This is a genomic window from Mucilaginibacter terrigena, assembly GCF_004168255.1.
GTDB lineage: Bacteria > Bacteroidota > Bacteroidia > Sphingobacteriales > Sphingobacteriaceae > Mucilaginibacter > Mucilaginibacter terrigena.
Genome location: NZ_SEWG01000001.1, coordinates 479,271 through 496,518 on the forward strand (window position 1 = coordinate 479,271; position 17,248 = coordinate 496,518).

Below are 17,248 nucleotides of genomic sequence, written 5' to 3' on the forward strand. Positions count from 1 at the left end.
TGTGCCCCTAACTTTTTATAGCTTACTTTGTTGCACCAAGGATGATGAAAAAGAAAATTGTTGTAGCCGTTACCGGGGCAAGCGGGGCCATTTATGCCAAATTATTACTTGATAAGTTGCAGCAGCTGCAAGGCCAGGTTGCCGAAGTCGCCGTGGTAATGAGCGACAACGCCAAACAGGTTTGGGAGTTTGAACTCGACGACACCGGCCACGGCAGCTACCCCTTTAAAACCTATGCTAAAAACGATTTTATGGCGCCGTTCGCATCTGGATCGGCCAGATTTGATACCATGGTGATTGTTCCCTGCTCCATGGGCACACTGGGCCGAATCGCATCCGGAGTATCCGACGACCTGATCACCCGCGCCGCCGATGTGATCCTGAAAGAGCGCCGCAAACTTATACTCGTTGCACGGGATACGCCGCTAAACCTTATCCACATCCGCAACATGCAAACCGTTACAGAAGCCGGCGGCATCATTTGCCCGGCCATACCATCGTATTACAGCAAACCCAAAACCATCGAAGAACTGGCCATGACCGTGGTAAACCGCGTGATAGACCTGATAGGGCTGGAGAATGAAAGCTACAGGTGGGAAGGGATTTAGTGAATTAGTGAGAATTTCTTTATTGTTGGATTGTTTTATTGCTTGCTTAAATAACATCTACCGTGTCATTTCGAACGAGGTACGAGGGGAAACCTTGTTAATGATGCAAAGTCTGCGACATATATAGTCTGTTGCTATTGTTGAACAAGATTTCGGCAATTATATACAAAGCTAACCATTAGACATACATTTTTATAGCGGTTGAAACCAAAGCATAAATTATAACCGCGATAAGTAAGCCCAAACCGTATAGCAATGTTCTTTTTACTATAGGTTTCCAACCGTGTGTTTTAGCGCGTTCTTTGTTGTTGTAATAAAATATCACTACACAAATTGTGACGAAAGTAATGAAAGGTACTGCAGGCTGCATGGGATAAGGTTTATGTGCCTTTAGCCCCTGCCTGGCGGTTAAAATAAAGAAGCGTGGGGCCTCATCGGATGCCAGGCACGACCAAGCGCCCATATACGAATGAGATTCCCCACGCTGTTGCGTACGGCAATACTCGACTCGCATATGTTCGGGATTTTAAATTGGTCGTTTTGGCACCCTGAACGAGATCGCTTACAAGAAATATTAACCAAATATAGAAATTTTCGCATGTCAGAGGCGCGCGGTGTTATTCATATTTCATACTTTTATTTTTATGAAATACGGTGAAAACTTTGAACAGTTCGCAGAGGCATTAGAAAGAATAGATTATAAAGAGTCCGGTGCTTTAAGCGAATTACAAAGATTTATAGAAAGCGTAATAGCTTTTATTGAACTCACAGGCAAAAAAGATGACTTATTCTTAAAAAGCGTGGATCACTATAAAAGACAGTTTGAAATAGACTTATCGCTTGTGAAGAATGCTCTTAATCGACAATCAAAAAAGGGAAAAGAAGAAGGTTTTCATGAAGCAAAGAAGCAAACTGACCTTGACTTAGGATATGCTGCCACTCGGTTTATGGGTTGGTAAATAAAAAGTTTGATACAAAATTTTATCTAACTCGCTATCATTTTCCATTTGTAATTTAATAACACGGGCGTGTCGTTCATCTTTGTATTCTTCGTACAGGCTAATCATACCCTCAACAAAATATAAAATCGCACCAAACCCACTTTTAAATTCAGCTTCATATACGCCATCCTGATCGGTTGATACAAAACCATGTTTAGCCAATATAGCAATGTCTGGTTTCTGATAAGTGTTATTAAATATTAAAGGCATAATCTTACTTACCTACGTTATTTTTCTTACTAAAAGCCTTTCTAAAGGCATCGTCAAGTAGTTTATCGCCCGACAATGAATCATAGTTAGCGTTCTGATCGGGTTTATTAGATAAATTATCATAAATGCCCTTTTCGTCAGTAGAGCCACTTTCGATCACACAAGGTTTGAGTGGATCTACTTCTTTCTTTTGATGCTTTACCTTCATGCCGCCTTCAATTCTTTATACTTTAAACGGCAGACCATCCTTTTAATTATTCCGTCAATCTGCTGTTGTGAGTCTAAAGTACGAGAATTGAACCTATAAACAAATTCATTAACATATTTATTTAGATGCTTCGGGGTTACTCTGATATAAGTACCATGTAGGCCGCGCTTTAAGTGGCTCCAGAAATTTTCAATACGGTTGGTAGTTATTTCGCCATCGGCATATATCCATTTACCGTGATCTATAACCCGGCGATTGTATATTTTATCAACGCCTCGGTATCCTATCCAGTCGTCTGTCATTAGCGTTGCGCCCGGTTTAATATTGTAGGTTATTACACGGGCCAGCTCTTTAAGCTGCCTTCGGCTTATCACCATTGCCCGAACCTGGCCGGTACCACGTTCATACATTCCAAATACAGTTGTTTTGTCCGGATAGGTACGGCCAGTAACTTCCTTATAGTTTACACGCCTACAATAGTGTCTGTTCTTATTTTTGCCGCCCACAAAAGTTTCATCGATCTCCACAACACCATCCAGATTTTGTTTGTCAGGCTCGTGGCATAAGGCGTTTCTGATGCGATGTAATAAGAACCAGGCTGTTTTTTGAGTTACACCAATATCCTTCCCGAGTTGAATACTGCTGATACCTTTTTTATGAGTAATAAGATACATGGCCAGTATCCACTTTATTGATGCCAGCTTACTACCTTCCATAAAGGACTTAGTTTTTGCTGTAAACAATCGGTTACACTCTTTACATTTATAGCGGATACCGTCGGTAAAGACGTAATACTGGTCATGTCCGCAATTTTCATGCGGGCAAGTAATTTCACCTGTGTCCCACCGAGTAGCCGCAAGATATTGATGACAGCTCTTTTCATCAGGAAACTTTTTAACTAAATCTAAAATAGTAGAAGTATTAGCCATAGATATAAATTATAAAGTCCCTAAACTATTGGTTTAGGGACTTTATTCCGAATCGGAATCTAAAAAGTTTTCAAGATATTTGGTTGGCTTTGTATATAATTGCCCAAGATTTCTCACTTCGTTCGAAATGACATTTTTATATTTTTGTAATTTAACCATCATGAAAAAAGCATTACTACTCACCCTGTTCATCTCGGCGATAACTTTCTCCGCATACGCGCAGCAAACCAAAGCAGATATAAAAGACCTTACGTTTATGGCCGGGCACTGGACACTTCAGCACAAATGGGGCGATATGGAAGAGATCTGGAGCAAGCCTATGGGCGATAACATCGTAAGCACTTTTAGGTGCGTTAAAAATGGCAAAGTCGTGTTTTATGAGTTTATGGCGATAGAGCAGTCGGACAGCATTCCGGTATTGATACTTCGCCATTTTAACAAGGGCAGCATAGGGTGGGAGGATAAGGATAAGCCTTACCTGATGCCAGCTACAAGCATAAGGCAGAACGAAGTTGTATTTCAATCACTCGATAAGAACGTCATTATCACCTACAAACGCACCAGCGAACAAAATATGGATTGTATTCTGGATGAAAAAGACAAAGATGGCAAATGGACCAAAGAAGTGTTTGCTTATACGTTGAGTAAATAATTCATATATCCCGAACGCACTGAAGGATAACAAATAGGTTAATTACGCCTGCCATATGTTTTTACATTCTCATTAACAACCAATCTCTAACCGTTAATCAACTAATCTCTAAAAATCTTATCTTTGCGCCTTGCAAATGAATAAGAAAGTCGCTTTTTATACACTTGGCTGCAAGCTTAATTACTCGGAGACCTCATCCATTGGTCGCCTGTTTACTAACGCGGGTTTTGATACGGTTGATTTTACCGATACGCCCGACGTGTATGTGGTTAACACCTGCTCGGTAACCGAAAATGCCGACAAAAAGTGCAAAAAGATCGTAAAAGAAGCGCTGAAGATAAACCCGAACGCTTTTGTTACCATTGTGGGCTGTTACGCGCAGCTTAAACCGGCAGAGATAGCCGAGATCCCCGGCGTAGATATGGTTTTAGGCACCGCCGAGAAATTTCAGCTGGTGGATCATATTACCGACCTTACCAAAAAACCCAAAGCTTTAGTTTTAAACCAGCCCATTAGCTACGCTAACGAGTTTGTGCCCTCATATTCCTTTGGCGACCGTACCCGTACCTTCCTGAAGGTGCAGGATGGCTGCGATTACTCCTGTACGTTTTGCACCATCCCGCTTGCCCGTGGCAGCAGCAGGAGCGGCACCATCGAAAATGTTGTTGCGCAGGCAAATGATATCGCCGCATCCGGCGTAAAAGAAATTGTACTGACAGGGGTAAACCTTGGCGATTTTGGCATCCGCGATGGTAAACGCGAAGACCGTTTCCTCGACCTGATACAAGCGCTTGACGAGGTTGAAGGCATCGAACGAATCAGAATATCATCAATAGAACCAAACTTACTTAACGACCAGGTAATAGCCTTTGTGGCTGCCTCAAAAAGGTTTGTCCCGCATTTTCATATCCCGCTGCAATCCGGTTCAGATAAGATACTGGGATTAATGCGCCGCAGGTATAAAAGAGAACTGTATGCCAATCGAGTAGCGAAAATAAAACAGCTGATGCCCAATTGCTGCATTGGTGTGGACGTTATTGTTGGCTTCCCCGGCGAAACCCGCGAGGATTTTGTGGATACCTACAATTTTCTGAATAACCTGGATGTTTCTTACCTGCATGTATTTACCTATTCGGAACGTGAGAATACCCCGGCAGCCGAAATGAGCGGCGTGGTGCCCGGCTCAACCCGTGCCGACAGGAGCAAGATGCTTCACATATTATCTGACAAGAAACGCCGTGCCTTTTACCAAACACAGATAGGCAAAACCGGTGAGGTATTATTTGAGGGTGACGTTAAAGACGGTTACATGCACGGTTTTACCCGTAACTACGTTAAGGTAAAAGCCAAATTTGATCCTATACTGGTTAACGAAATAAAGACCGTTCATTTAACAGTAATTTCGCCGGATGGTGATGTTGAAATAACAGAAAGCGAAGAAATATTAGTGCATTAACCACTATATTCGCAGCAAACACTACGGTTAAGTCAAAAGTCTTTAGTCGTAAGTCTTAAGAGGGATTTTGCACTTTATTGTACCAGGAACTTCAGACTTTCGACTTCAGGCTAAACGTCATTTTATAATTAGTATACGCTTATATGTTTCCAACCCTTTCCTCGCTGATAGAATACCTAACCGGTGCCAATATCCCGTTACCTATACAAACATTTGGTTTTTTTGTAGCTATTGCTTTTATGGCGGCTTATTGGGCCTTTACCCAGGAATTTAAGCGCCGCGAAAAATTAGGGTATATCCACCCATTCGAAAAAACGGTTACCGTTGGCGCGCCTATTAGCACAGGCGAACTGGCAGGTAACGCCATTTTTGGATTTGTGCTGGGCTTTAAGTTAATAAATGCTTTTTTACACTACAGCGAATTGATAGATAACCCGCAGGAATTTCTTTTATCCCTAAAAGGTAGCTGGGTGGGTGGTATTGTAGTAGCGTTCCTGATGGCGTATTGGGCCTACTACGAGAACAAGAAACAGGTATTACCGAAACCCGAGCAGCGCCGTGTAACCGTGCATACGCACGAACTGATGGGCAGTATACTTTTATGGGCGGCAATATGTGGCTTTGCCGGCGCCAAGCTATTTAACGCGCTCGAAAACTGGGGGGAGTTCATGAAAGACCCGGTTGGCATGCTTATAGGTTTTAGCGGCTTAACATTTTATGGCGGGTTAATTTGCGGTGGCGCGGCCGTAATTTATATAGCCGGTAAGCACAATATTAAGCCCTTAACTATGCTGGATATTGGCGGCCCCGGTATGATGCTGGCTTACGGCGTTGGCCGTGTAGGCTGCCAGATGAGCGGCGACGGCGACTGGGGTATACCTAACCTTAACCCTAAACCCGGCTTTTTAAGTTGGGCGCCCAACTGGATGTGGAGCTTTAAGTTTCCGCATAACGTGGATGGTAACCCGTATGACGACAAAATGCAGCATATACCAAACTGCGTTGGCAAGTTTTGTTATGAATTGAAACTCCCGGTTTATCCAACATCGTTTTACGAATCGGTGATATGCGTATTGTTGTTCCTGGTGCTTTGGCAGCTGCGCCACAAGTTTAAGGCCCCCGGCATATTGTTTGGTATTTACATGATCATGGCCGGTGTGGAGCGTTTTTGTATCGAGCTGATCCGCGTGAATACCAAATATGTGGTTGCAGGCATCTCGTTCACCCAGGCCGAAATGATCTCGGTTATTATGGTGCTTGGCGGTGCCGGGCTAATATTTTACAGCGCCAACCGATATAAGAAGACCGGGTTAACGAATTAATATTAAGTCGAAAGCCTTTAGTTGTAAGTCTGAGTCGGATATGCTGTCATTACTTATAACTTGAGACTTCCGATTCCAGACTAATCTCCTTTATTATTAACTCAACAACAAAGTCATGCAGCTAAATCAAATAATAGGGCAGGTAATTGATGTTGCTAAACAAGCCGGGCAGTTTATCCGCCACGAGCGTATAACCTTTGCTGCCGATAAAATAGAGTATAAGGGCTTGAATGACCTGGTATCGTATGTTGACAAAACCGCCGAACAAAAGATAGTTGCCGGGCTGGAACTGATTTTGCCTGAGGCCGGCTTTATTACCGAAGAAAAGACAAGCACTAAAATAGGGGAGCGCTACAACTGGATCATCGACCCGCTGGATGGTACCACTAATTTTATCCATGGCTTACCTGCTTACTCCGTGAGTATCGCCCTGCAGGATAAAGGTGAGTTGGTTTTAGGTGTAGTTTACGAAATAAACCGGGACGAATGCTTTTACGCCCATAAAGATGCGCCTGCATACCTGAATGGCTCGGAAATAAAGGTGAGCAACGCACCAAAGCTGGCCGATAGCCTGGTAGCAACGGGTTTCCCATATTACGATTTCAGCTACCAGGAAGCTTATATCAAGCTATTTACCCAACTGATGCGCAATTGCCACGGCCTGCGCCGTATTGGCTCGGCCGCGGTTGACCTGGCTTATACTGCCGCCGGGCGTTTCGAAGCTTTTTACGAATACAACCTTAACCCATGGGATATAGCTGCCGGCATAGTTATAGTACAGCAGGCCGGTGGCGAAGTGGTGAACTTTAAAGGCGGCCCCGAAGTGCTGAGATCCCGCGAACTGCTGGCGACAAACGGCAAAATAACAGGGGAGATGCTGGAGTACATCGGGAAGTATTTTACGGCTAATGTCAATAAATAGGTAGGATAGCGTGCGCCTCACCACGTGTTTTTGCAAGCCAACGTTCTGTTGGTAATTGTAGTTTGAGTTAAAAAAACAAATCAATACGCAAATTGCTTTGTTAATGCAGTAAATAAAACTAAAACACCTATGAAACTACACGAAGATAATACACTTGGCGCCCTGGGCAGCGCTATTGGTAAAGGGCTGCTGGCGGGAATAGCCGCCACGGCTGCCATGACGCTATCGCAAATGATAGAGATGAAAATAACCAAACGCGAAGCCAGTGATGCGCCTGTGAAAGTTGCAGAAGATACCGCGGGCGTTAAACCGGCCACCAAGCAAGACAAGCAGCAACTCTCGCAGGAACTGCACTGGAGCTATGGCACAGCCTGGGGTGTTGCCCGCGGTTTAATTGGCCTTACGGGCTTAAAAGGCTTGCCCGCAACCCTGGTGCATTTTGGCGCGGTTTGGGGCACAGCCTTAATTATGCTGCCAAAACACGATGCCGCAAAACCGATAACCGAACAAAAGCCGCAGGAAATAGCTATTGATGTATTGCACCACGGCATTTATGCCATTACCGCCGGGCTTGTGTATGATGCCCTTGATGCAGGCAGCAGGCGCGAACGGAAGGTTAAGAAAATATTAGCATCGTTAAAAGGGCTTAAACGCAACTTTAAATAACCGGGATGTTTAAACAAAAGGGCCGCGCAGTTCAACTGCGCGGCCCTTTTTAATATAATTGGGTATGCTAAACCGATGCCTCGGCTTCAGCCACTTCCAGTTTGCGTTTTTCTACACCTGATAGTTCCTTTTTACCAAAGAAATAGTTTTTCATGTTTACACGGATAATGTACATACACGGAACCAGTATAAGGGTAATAACGGTTGCAAAACCAAGGCCGAAGATCATCGTCCACGCTAAAGGCCCCCAAAAGGCTACGTTATCGCCACCAAAGTGAATATGCGGTTCAAAATGGGTAAATAAGCCTACAAAATCGATATTGAAACCAACGGCAAGCGGTATTAGGCCTAATATAGCTGCTGTAGCGGTTAATAATACCGGGGTCATACGGGTATGGCCGGCTTCTACAACTGCATCGTGCAGGTTTACTCCCTGCTCTATCAGCATATCTGTAAACTCTACCAGCAATATACCGTTACGCACAACCACACCCGCAAGGGCAATGATACCTACACCGGTCATTACAATGGCCATGGTCATACCAAAAATACTTACCCCCAGGAATACCCCGATGATACTGAGGAAAATCTCGCTGATGATGATCAATGTTTTCCCTATCGAGTTAAACTGGATCATCAGGATGATCAATATTAAACCAAATGATGTAGCCATTGCACCACCAAGGAAGGTTACAGCCTCCATTTGGTCTTCCTGTCCGCCACCTTGCCTTATCGAAATATTATCATCTTTTTTAAAGTTACCTATAGCCCTTAAAATATTGGCGTTTACATCGTTAGGGTTATAGGGCTTAATAACGCTTGAGCCTAATGTTAATACCCTGCGCTGTTGTTTACGCTTAATATTGCTAAAGGTATTGGTGTACCGGATATCAGTAAAGGCAGATATAGGCACCTGGCGTATGGCACCGCCGGTTGCCAGGTCGCGGTAGGTTATTTTTAAGTTGCGCAATTCATCAATATTACTGCGCTGCTCTTCCATAGCCCTAACCTTTATCTGGTAATCATCCTCTTTGGTGTTCCTGAAATCTGCGGCTTTTGCACCAAATATGGCAGCCCCTAAATTATCATTAATGGTTTTTGTGCTGATGCCTTCGCGGTTTGCACGTTCGCGGTCAATATCAAATACGATATCAGGTTTATCGTTCTGAACATCAGCAACAAGATTTTCGATACCCGCGATGTTCTGTTTATCCAGGTAGGTTTTTAAACGGCTGCCCGTTTTTACCAGCGAATCCAGGTTATCGCCAATTATCTCGATACTGATATCCTTTTGTACCGGCGGGCCGCTGGCTTCTTGCGCCACAGCTATTTTAACACCGGGGAAGCCTTGTACGGCTTTACGTATATTGGCCAAAATAACCTTAGTATCCTTGCCGTTACGTTTACCAAATTCTTCAAACGCAACTGTTACTTTACTCTTGTTCTGGTAATCGCCCTGGTCTTCGTCCTGTGGGTCGGTTACACCTTTGGTAACGTTTGATATAATCGATGAAACGATATCTTTATCGGGTTCCACAACCTTTGCTACACGCTGCTCGATCTTCTTTGTTATTTCGTTGGTGGTAGCTTGGTCGGTACCTATTGGCATGGTAACATATACATAAGCAAAGTTAGGGTCGCCCGAAGGGAAAAACTCCGGCGTTTTGCCTATGGTTACTAAAAGCACGATAGATAAGATGAACAGCCCAAACGTTCCAAACAACATGGTAAGCGGCCTTTGAACAGCTTTTTCGAGCCATCTGGCGTACCAGTTCTGGAATTTTGGCCACGCGTTGTTCTGGAACCTGTCTATCACCTTTAGCAGGAAGAAATGATTAATAAGGTATAACACCATTATCAAAACCACCAGGTTGCCAATGCCGATATTTATCCAATAGCCAATAGCAGCAGCTACAGCCATATAGATCATGGCACGCCTTGTTTTTTTATCAAATTTTTGATTATCGTGCTCGCCAGGGTGGTGCGGCTCCATAAAGTCGACCGCGAAAACCGGGTTCATGATGTAAGCCACAACTAACGATGCCAGTAAGGTAATGATAAGCGTTATAGGTAAAAAGAACATGAACTCGCCTATAATACTATTCCAGAACGCCAACGGCACAAAGGGGGCCAGTGTTGTCATGGTGCCAGAAAATACCGGCAGGAACACTTCGCCCGCGGCCATTTTAGCGGCTTCTTTAATTGGTACTTTACCATTTGCAAAAATACGGTGCGTATTTTCTATAACCACAATAGCATCATCTACCACAATACCCAGGGCAAGCAGGAACGAGAACAGTACGATCATGTTTAAGGTAAACCCTATCCATGGCATCACCATAAATGCGATAAAGCACGATAGCGGTACCGATAATGCCACAAATATGGCATTGGTTGTACCCATAAAAAACATCAGGATAACGGTTACCAGTATAAACCCGATAACTATGGTGTTTATTAAATCGTTAAGTGTTGTACGGGTCTTGTCGCTTTGGTCGCCGGTTACGGTAATATTTAAACCTTTCGGGAAAACCGATTTCTGTTTAACCTTTATCAGTTCGTTTATTTTATCCGATGCCTCTATCAGGTTTTCGCCTGCCCTTTTACTTACGTTTAAGGTAATTACGTTTTTAAACTTGCTGTTTTCGGGTGTTTTTAACCGCGCGTAACTTTCCTGCTCTAAAAACGAATCTTTAATTTCGGCAATATCGCGCAGGTAAACCGCCTGGCCTTTGGGGTTCCTGATAGCCATAGCTGCAACCTCATCGGCATTCTTAAAATCCTGCTTAATATCAATACTACGGCGTACACCATCGGTTTTAATGGTACCTGCCGATGATAGAATGTTTTCCTGGCCAACAGCCTGGATAATATCGGCAAAGCCTATCTGCGCTGCTGCCATTTTATTCATATCAACGTTTATCTGTATCTCGGGCGTTAAAGCGCCAACCTCATCAACCTTTGATATTTCTTTGTAACTCTCTATCTCGTCTTTTAAAAGATCGGCATATTCTTTTAAACGCTTCAGGTCGTAATCGCCCGAAATGTTGATGTAAAGAATAGGCAAATCGGCAATGTTAACGTCTGATACAACCGGCTCCTTAAAGTTATTGTCGTTTTGTGGCAAATCCTGTTTGGCTTTATCAACCGCGTCCTGCACATCTATTTTGGCATCCTTTATCTTCACATTCGCCTGAAATTCAGCGGTGATTATGGATACGTTTTGCACCGAGTTTGATGTTACCTTTTTTAAACCTTTAAGAGATTTTAATTTTTTCTCTATCTGGCGGGTAACCAAATTCTCTACGTTTTGCGGCGACTGGCCCAAAAAAGTAGTGGAAACAAATATTTTTGGTATCTCAATGTCCGGGAAATTCTCCTTGGGCAAATTGTTATAGCTTACCAGGCCTAATACGGTGATCATGAATATGAGCACGTAAATGGCAGTTTTATTATCAATGGCCCAGCTTGAAGGGCCAAATTCTTTCTTAAGATCTTTCATATATATAGATCAAGGTTGTTAATAATTAATTAGCAGACTATAACACTATTACCTTATCGCCATCCTCAATATCGGCAGCGCCTTCGGTAACTAACTGTTCGCCGGCTTTTACGCCCGATAATATTTCGGTGCGGCCACCATAGGTTATGCCAACTTTAACAGGTTTACGTTTTGCAATACCATTTTGGTTTATAAATACGTAATCGCCTTCTTCTGATTTTTGGATGGCTTTAACAGGTATTACCAATGCATTAGCCTTTGAGTAATCGGCAATTTTGATGATAGCTGTCATATTAGGGCGAAGCGATTTGCGTGCAGGTAATTTGATCTCGATAGCGAAACTGCGCGAGGTAGGGTCTATGGCCTTAGCCGCAAAAGTTATATTGGTGGTTAACGAGTCTTTAGCATCGGGTACTAAAATTTGCACCTCGTTACCCGTACCAACGCTGCCCGCGTAACTTTCAGGTACATCTGCCTTTACTTTTAAAACATCGGCATTTACAATACGTATGCCTGTTGTACCTGGCTGTGCAACCTGGCCCAATTTTAGGTCCATTTGGTCGATAGTACCGCTTATGGGCGATACGATACGGAACATAGCGGCTTGTTCGCGTAATGCTGCTAAAGCTTTTTTACTCGCGTCAAGGGTTGCTTTTTTCTCAAGGTATTGCACTTCGGTACCAATTTTTTGGTCCCAAAGGTTTTTCTGGCGGTTGTACAGGGTTTGGTTAAGAGCAACCGTTGCTTCGTTTTGTGCAATTGTTTGCCTTTGCGCACTGTTATCTAATTGTACAAGCACCTGGCCTTTTGATACGTGCTGGCCAGGTTTTACGTATATGGCCGTAATAGTACCTATCGATTGCGGGTAAGCCGTTACGTTATCCTGTGCATCAATTTTACCCTGTATCTGCACATAATTGGTAAACGAGCCGGATTTAACCTCGGCAACGCCAACTTCAATTGCTTTAGCAGAATCGGCAGAACCTACTTCGCTTTGCAGTTTGGTGATCTTGGCGTTTAGCTCCTGCTGCTGTTTCTGCAGATCGGCAAGTTCGGCTTTTTTGTCTTTTGGTTTGTTAGAGCATGCTGCCAGTAACAGTAATGCAGGTATGTATATTAATTTTTTCATTTTTATATGAGTGTATGTGAGTTTAGTTTGATTATTGGATCTTTCCGAAAGCCCTGTCAAGATCAACCCTGCTTACAAGGGCATCGTACAGGCTTTGTATGTATAAATTGTCGGCAGCTTCGAGGGCGGTTTGTGCCTGTGTAACTTCAATACTCGAACCTACACCTTGCTGATATTTGATCTTGGATACCCTTAATACTTCGCGGGCCAGCTCCTGGTTACGTTTTTGGTTGTTTAATGATTGCAGGCTGTTCTGATAAATTATTTTTGACTGCTCGGCTTGCAGGTTTAAACCATTACGCATTCCCATTAAGTTATTTTTACCTTTTTGCAGGGCAATTTCTGACTGCCTGACCCGGTTGGTACGCTGGCCGCCGCTAAAAATAGGAACGTTTAAAGTAAGCCCGATATAGCTTGAGGGGAAACTGGCGCTATATAGGTCTTTAAAACTATTATTTTGATATGAAAAGGTATAGGCCGCATTTGCTTTTAAAGTTGGTAAAAACTGTGCTTTTATACGCTTCAAATCAAATTCGCTCAACTTCAAATTAGTTTCAAAAAACTTGTATTCTATGCGGTTTTTATATGATGCGGTATCGGCAACGGTTTCTATAATATTCTCATCAATCTTAATATTATCTAAACCGTCCTTAAGCGTTAAATTATCTTCAATTGGCATCCCTATCTGAAACTTCAGTAATTGATAATTAAGGGCCAGTAAACGCAGTGTATTCTCGCGGCTGGTAACCAAATTGTTGTATTGAACAGCTATCCGGTCTACATCAATTTTTTCGACAATACCTTGTTTGTTTTGCGCTGTTGTTTGATCTACCTGCTGCTTTAACTGGGCTATATTAGCATCCAATAATTTAATTTGCTCGTTACTAACCACTACCTGGTAGTAAGCTTTGGTAACCCTGGCAGTAACATCAATTTTAGTGCTGGTATAGGCACGGCTGTAAAGTTCTTTATAAGTTTTACGCCCCTGCAAACCAATTATATAACTTGGATCAAACAGTAGTTGGCTGGCGTTAACACCCAGGTTAGATTGATACTTAACCCCAAACTTTACAGGGATGAATGTTCCGGCGGGGGCGCCAAAAAACTCACCCGGTAATAAGGTGGTAGGTATTTTTAAATAATCCTGAAAGGAGGCGGTACCATCTATCTGCGGGAACCCCTGGCCAATGATCTCCTTAACACGGTAATCGGCGCTTTTAACATCCAGCCCGGCATTCACAACCGAATCTTTGTGTGTAATAGCGTAATCTACAGCTTCCTGTACAGTGAAGCTATAGGTTTGCGGTGCAGGCTGCGTTTGTGAATAGCCTTGAAGGGCGGCAGCCAGTAATAGTAGTAGGGTGAGTATTCGTTTCATTTATTGCGTATTATATGATAGGTGTTGATGTTTTTTGTGTTACCGGTTACAAAGCAATTTGTTTGATTGACAACCGTATGTCAGCAGTACCTGTGTATTATTAATTAATTTATTTGTTCGGCATGTACATTTTTGTATTGATCTAATAGTTCGTGCCCTTTAATGGTACAAATACCATAGTTAAAATGCTCCAACAACTGGTACTGTACCCGCCATGTACTAAACTGCGATACCGGGAATATAGAAGCATTAAAGCCCATTTCTACCTGGTTAACGCGCATTTTAGCTAATATCCTTACGTCGATATCGGGCCGTATAAACCCCTGTTGTATCCCTTTGCTCAATAATTCCTCCAAAGTTTTTACCAGTACATCGGCCTTAAACTTTTGAAACTCGGCCCATGCCTCGGGGTGGTACTTTTGCAGGTCGTGTATCACAATGGGGTTGATGCGCGAAAAAATATCCTCCGAGCATTTCATCATGTTTATCATTTCCTCGATTACGTTGGCCGAGCTTTGGATGATACTGTTGATCTGACACTCGTCATCAACAAGTTTTTTCTTCACCAGCGCCATTACCAGATCGTTTTTATCATTAAAAAAATGATAGATCGTTTTTTTTGACATACCCAAATGTTTGGCTATATCATCCATGGTTACACTTTTTATACCTGCCTGTAAAAACAAGTCTTCGCCACCCTGAATTATTCTATCTATTTGACCGTTTGACATTATGGGTCAAAACTAAGGAAACATTTTTAGATTTCAAAGTTTCCATTTCAAATTACTTTACATTGACATTTATAGTTTATGTTATCTTTGCGAAAATTTGATCTACATGGAATTAACTTCCCTTTCTGCTATCTCCCCAATCGACGGTCGTTACCGTAACACCACAGCAGCCTTAGCTGCTTATTTTTCTGAATACGCCCTGATCAGGTACAGGGTATTCATCGAGGTGGAATATTTTATAGCCCTTTGCGGGCATCCTTTAAAGCAACTGCAAGGTTTTGATAAAAATATAACAGAAAAGTTACGCGATATTTTTAAAAACTTCAGCGAACAGGATGCTGCCGAGATAAAGGAAATTGAAAAAACAACCAACCACGACGTTAAAGCGGTTGAATATTTTTTGAAGAAAAAGTTTGACGGTTTGGGCCTGCAGCAGCATAAAGAGTTCATTCACTTTGGGTTAACTTCGCAGGATATCAATAACACAGCCATACCTTATTCATTTAAGCTTGCTATTGATGAGGTTTACCTGCCGGAGTTTACCAACCTGGTCGATCTGCTTAAAGTTTTTGCAAAGGAATGGGATGCTGTACCTATGCTGGCACATACCCATGGCCAACCGGCATCGCCTACACGCCTGGGTAAAGAGATAAACGTATTTGTAGAGCGCCTGGAAAACCAGTTAACCTTGTTAAAAGCTGTGCCATATTCTGCTAAATTCGGTGGCGCTACGGGCAACTTTAACGCCCATCATGTGGCCTACCCCGAAATTGACTGGAAAGCCTTTGGGAACCATTTTATAAACGACATTTTGGGTTTGCACCGCTCGCAGTTTACTACGCAGATAGAGCATTACGATAATTTCGCGGCACAATGCGATGCTTTAAAGCGGATAAATAACATCCTTATCGACCTTGACCGCGATATGTGGACTTACATATCCATGAACTTTTTTAAGCAAAAGATAAAGGCCGGCGAGATAGGTTCATCGGCTATGCCGCATAAGGTTAACCCGATAGATTTTGAGAACAGCGAGGGTAACCTGGGTATAGCCAACGCGCTATTTGAACACCTGGCTGCCAAACTGCCCATATCACGTCTTCAGCGTGATTTAACCGACTCTACCGTATTGCGTAATATTGGCGTGCCGGTAGCGCATACGCTCATCGCCATAAAATCTACCGTAAAGGGGTTGAACAAGTTATTGCTGAACGAGGCCGCCATAAACGCCAGCCTGGAAGCCAACTGGCCCGTGGTTGCCGAGGCGATACAAACCATCCTTCGCCGCGAGGCATATCCGAACCCGTATGAAGCATTAAAGGAGCTTACACGCACCAATACACAGGTTAATGCCCAAACAATCGCCGGGTTTGTGGATGGCTTACAGGTAAGCGATGCTGTTAAGAATGAGATAAAGGCGATAACGCCGCAGAACTATACGGGAGTTTAAGCCCCCTAACCCCCTGAAGAGGGAATAGAATCTGTCAGTATCAAGTAAAACTAAATGCAATAGGCCCTAACAACCAAAAACCTGAGTACATTTGTTATCATATAAATTTTGACATCCAATGAATATCAGCGTATATACCGAAGCAACACCTAACCCGGCAACTACCAAGTTTATTGTAAACAAGCTGCTTATAAACGGCAGCGTGGATTATGCCACCAGGGAAAGTGCCGAAAATTCGCCTTTTGCGAAGGAATTGTACAAATTCTCGTTTGTTAACGGGGTGTTTTTCGCGAGTAACTTTGTTACGGTTACCAAAACCGAAGGCAGCGAATGGGAAGACATTTTGCCGATACTGAAAGAATTTGTGAAAGGCGCTGTGGAAAGCGAACTGAAGGTGCAAACCGTTGAGCAGGAAACCGATGTTGCCTTTGAAGGCACCGAAACCGAGATAAAGATCCAGCAGATATTGAACGACTACGTACGCCCGGCTGTTGAGCAGGATGGCGGCGCTATTACTTACCGCTCGTTTGATGCGGGTGTGGTTACTGTAGAGCTTCGCGGTTCGTGCAGTGGTTGCCCGTCATCAACGGTTACCCTTAAATCGGGTATCGAGAACCTGCTAAAACGCATGGTTCCGGAAGTTACCGAGGTAGTTTCGGAAGCATTATAACAGGATTTTACCGATAGATATTAAACCGGCCGGAGCGATCCAGGCCGGTTTTTTTATGCCGTGAACAGGGGTGTCCCACTAAATATTATACACCGCGGGACACTTGCATAAATTATTGGCAATCAATTATTTATAATTTACAAAAAATGCATTTTACCTCAACTAATACTTCATAATTTTAATGTTAAATGCCTGTAAATAAATATTTTATGATTTTTTCGCGGGGTGTCCCACTTGTTTCTGAATGGGACGGAATGGGACACCCTCTGATTTCGGATTTACGATGTACGATTTCGGATTTGCTTTGTTGGTGGGTGTGCCGTTTAAGATTGACGATTAGGGATTTACCGGGCTAATCAAATCCTGATCCGTCCTGGAATAGGTTTACTTTTGGTTGTTAATACCGGATATGGT

General features: G+C 43.1%; 16 protein-coding genes. 9 read left to right on the forward strand and 7 right to left on the reverse strand.

What is annotated here, in order from left to right; genetic code table 11:
• Positions 1 to 41: 41 nt before the first annotated feature.
• Complete coding sequence (locus EWM62_RS02025) at positions 42 to 608, forward strand: UbiX family flavin prenyltransferase (protein ID WP_129874963.1); 567 nt, start codon at positions 42 to 44, stop codon at positions 606 to 608.
• A gap of 644 nt (positions 609 to 1,252) precedes the next feature.
• Positions 1,253 to 1,567: a hypothetical protein gene (locus EWM62_RS02030; RefSeq protein WP_129874964.1), complete on the forward strand. Its 315-nt coding sequence runs from the start codon at positions 1,253 to 1,255 to the stop codon at positions 1,565 to 1,567.
• Here EWM62_RS02030 and EWM62_RS02035 read toward each other — a convergent pair.
• Genes EWM62_RS02035 through EWM62_RS02045 form a run of 3 tightly spaced genes read right to left on the reverse strand, consistent with a single transcriptional unit; the run spans position 1,532 to position 2,956 of the window.
• Positions 1,532 to 1,819 (reverse strand): hypothetical protein, encoded by a 288-nt coding sequence (locus EWM62_RS02035; protein ID WP_129874965.1) that lies wholly within the window; start codon positions 1,817 to 1,819, stop codon positions 1,532 to 1,534. The genes EWM62_RS02030 and EWM62_RS02035 overlap by 36 nt on opposite strands.
• A 4-nt stretch (positions 1,820 to 1,823) precedes the next feature.
• Entirely contained in the window at positions 1,824 to 2,027 is a 204-nt protein-coding gene (locus EWM62_RS02040; protein ID WP_129874966.1) for a hypothetical protein, read from the reverse strand.
• On the reverse strand, positions 2,024 to 2,956 hold the full coding sequence (locus EWM62_RS02045; RefSeq protein ID WP_129874967.1) for an IS1595 family transposase: 933 nt from the start codon (positions 2,954 to 2,956) through the stop codon (positions 2,024 to 2,026). The genes EWM62_RS02040 and EWM62_RS02045 overlap by 4 nt, the downstream gene beginning before the upstream one ends.
• A 160-nt stretch (positions 2,957 to 3,116) precedes the next feature.
• Between EWM62_RS02045 and EWM62_RS02050 the strand changes: the two genes are divergently transcribed.
• The 5 genes from EWM62_RS02050 to EWM62_RS02070 all read left to right on the forward strand — a co-directional run bounded on the left by EWM62_RS02050 (position 3,117) and on the right by EWM62_RS02070 (position 7,974).
• Positions 3,117 to 3,608: a DUF6265 family protein gene (locus EWM62_RS02050; protein ID WP_129874968.1), complete on the forward strand. Its 492-nt coding sequence runs from the start codon at positions 3,117 to 3,119 to the stop codon at positions 3,606 to 3,608.
• Positions 3,609 to 3,744: 136 nt separating this feature from the next.
• Entirely contained in the window at positions 3,745 to 5,064 is a 1,320-nt protein-coding gene (gene mtaB, locus EWM62_RS02055) for a tRNA (N(6)-L-threonylcarbamoyladenosine(37)-C(2))-methylthiotransferase MtaB (RefSeq protein ID WP_129874969.1), read from the forward strand.
• A 143-nt stretch (positions 5,065 to 5,207) separates the two neighbouring features.
• Positions 5,208 to 6,386: a prolipoprotein diacylglyceryl transferase gene (locus tag EWM62_RS02060; protein ID WP_129874970.1), complete on the forward strand. Its 1,179-nt coding sequence runs from the start codon at positions 5,208 to 5,210 to the stop codon at positions 6,384 to 6,386.
• Between the two features lie 115 nt (positions 6,387 to 6,501).
• A complete protein-coding gene (locus tag EWM62_RS02065) occupies positions 6,502 to 7,308 on the forward strand; it encodes an inositol monophosphatase family protein (protein ID WP_129874971.1) in 807 nt (268 codons plus the stop codon).
• Positions 7,309 to 7,437: 129 nt separating this feature from the next.
• The gene (locus tag EWM62_RS02070; RefSeq protein WP_203234961.1) at positions 7,438 to 7,974 is read left to right on the forward strand and encodes a hypothetical protein; all 537 of its coding nucleotides are present in this window, start codon (positions 7,438 to 7,440) and stop codon (positions 7,972 to 7,974) included.
• 67 nt (positions 7,975 to 8,041) lie between these two features.
• Here the strand turns inward: EWM62_RS02070 and EWM62_RS02075 are convergent, their stop codons facing one another.
• The 4 genes from EWM62_RS02075 to EWM62_RS02090 all read right to left on the reverse strand — a co-directional run bounded on the left by EWM62_RS02075 (position 8,042) and on the right by EWM62_RS02090 (position 14,714).
• A complete protein-coding gene (locus tag EWM62_RS02075; protein WP_129874972.1) occupies positions 8,042 to 11,476 on the reverse strand; it encodes an efflux RND transporter permease subunit in 3,435 nt (1,144 codons plus the stop codon).
• Between the two features lie 37 nt (positions 11,477 to 11,513).
• Positions 11,514 to 12,605 (reverse strand): efflux RND transporter periplasmic adaptor subunit, encoded by a 1,092-nt coding sequence (locus tag EWM62_RS02080; RefSeq protein ID WP_129874973.1) that lies wholly within the window; start codon positions 12,603 to 12,605, stop codon positions 11,514 to 11,516.
• Between the two features lie 31 nt (positions 12,606 to 12,636).
• Positions 12,637 to 13,983, reverse strand: coding sequence for a TolC family protein (locus EWM62_RS02085; protein WP_129874974.1), 1,347 nt, complete (start codon positions 13,981 to 13,983; stop codon positions 12,637 to 12,639).
• Positions 13,984 to 14,087: 104 nt separating this feature from the next.
• Positions 14,088 to 14,714 carry a TetR/AcrR family transcriptional regulator gene (locus tag EWM62_RS02090; protein WP_129874975.1) on the reverse strand — a complete coding sequence of 209 codons (627 nt, stop codon included), beginning with the start codon at positions 14,712 to 14,714 and terminating at the stop codon, positions 14,088 to 14,090.
• Between the two features lie 106 nt (positions 14,715 to 14,820).
• Between EWM62_RS02090 and purB the strand changes: the two genes are divergently transcribed.
• Positions 14,821 to 16,164: an adenylosuccinate lyase gene (gene purB, locus EWM62_RS02095; protein WP_129874976.1), complete on the forward strand. Its 1,344-nt coding sequence runs from the start codon at positions 14,821 to 14,823 to the stop codon at positions 16,162 to 16,164.
• A gap of 118 nt (positions 16,165 to 16,282) precedes the next feature.
• Positions 16,283 to 16,834, forward strand: coding sequence for a NifU family protein (locus tag EWM62_RS02100; RefSeq protein WP_129874977.1), 552 nt, complete (start codon positions 16,283 to 16,285; stop codon positions 16,832 to 16,834).
• The last annotated feature ends 414 nt before the right edge of the window (positions 16,835 to 17,248 follow it).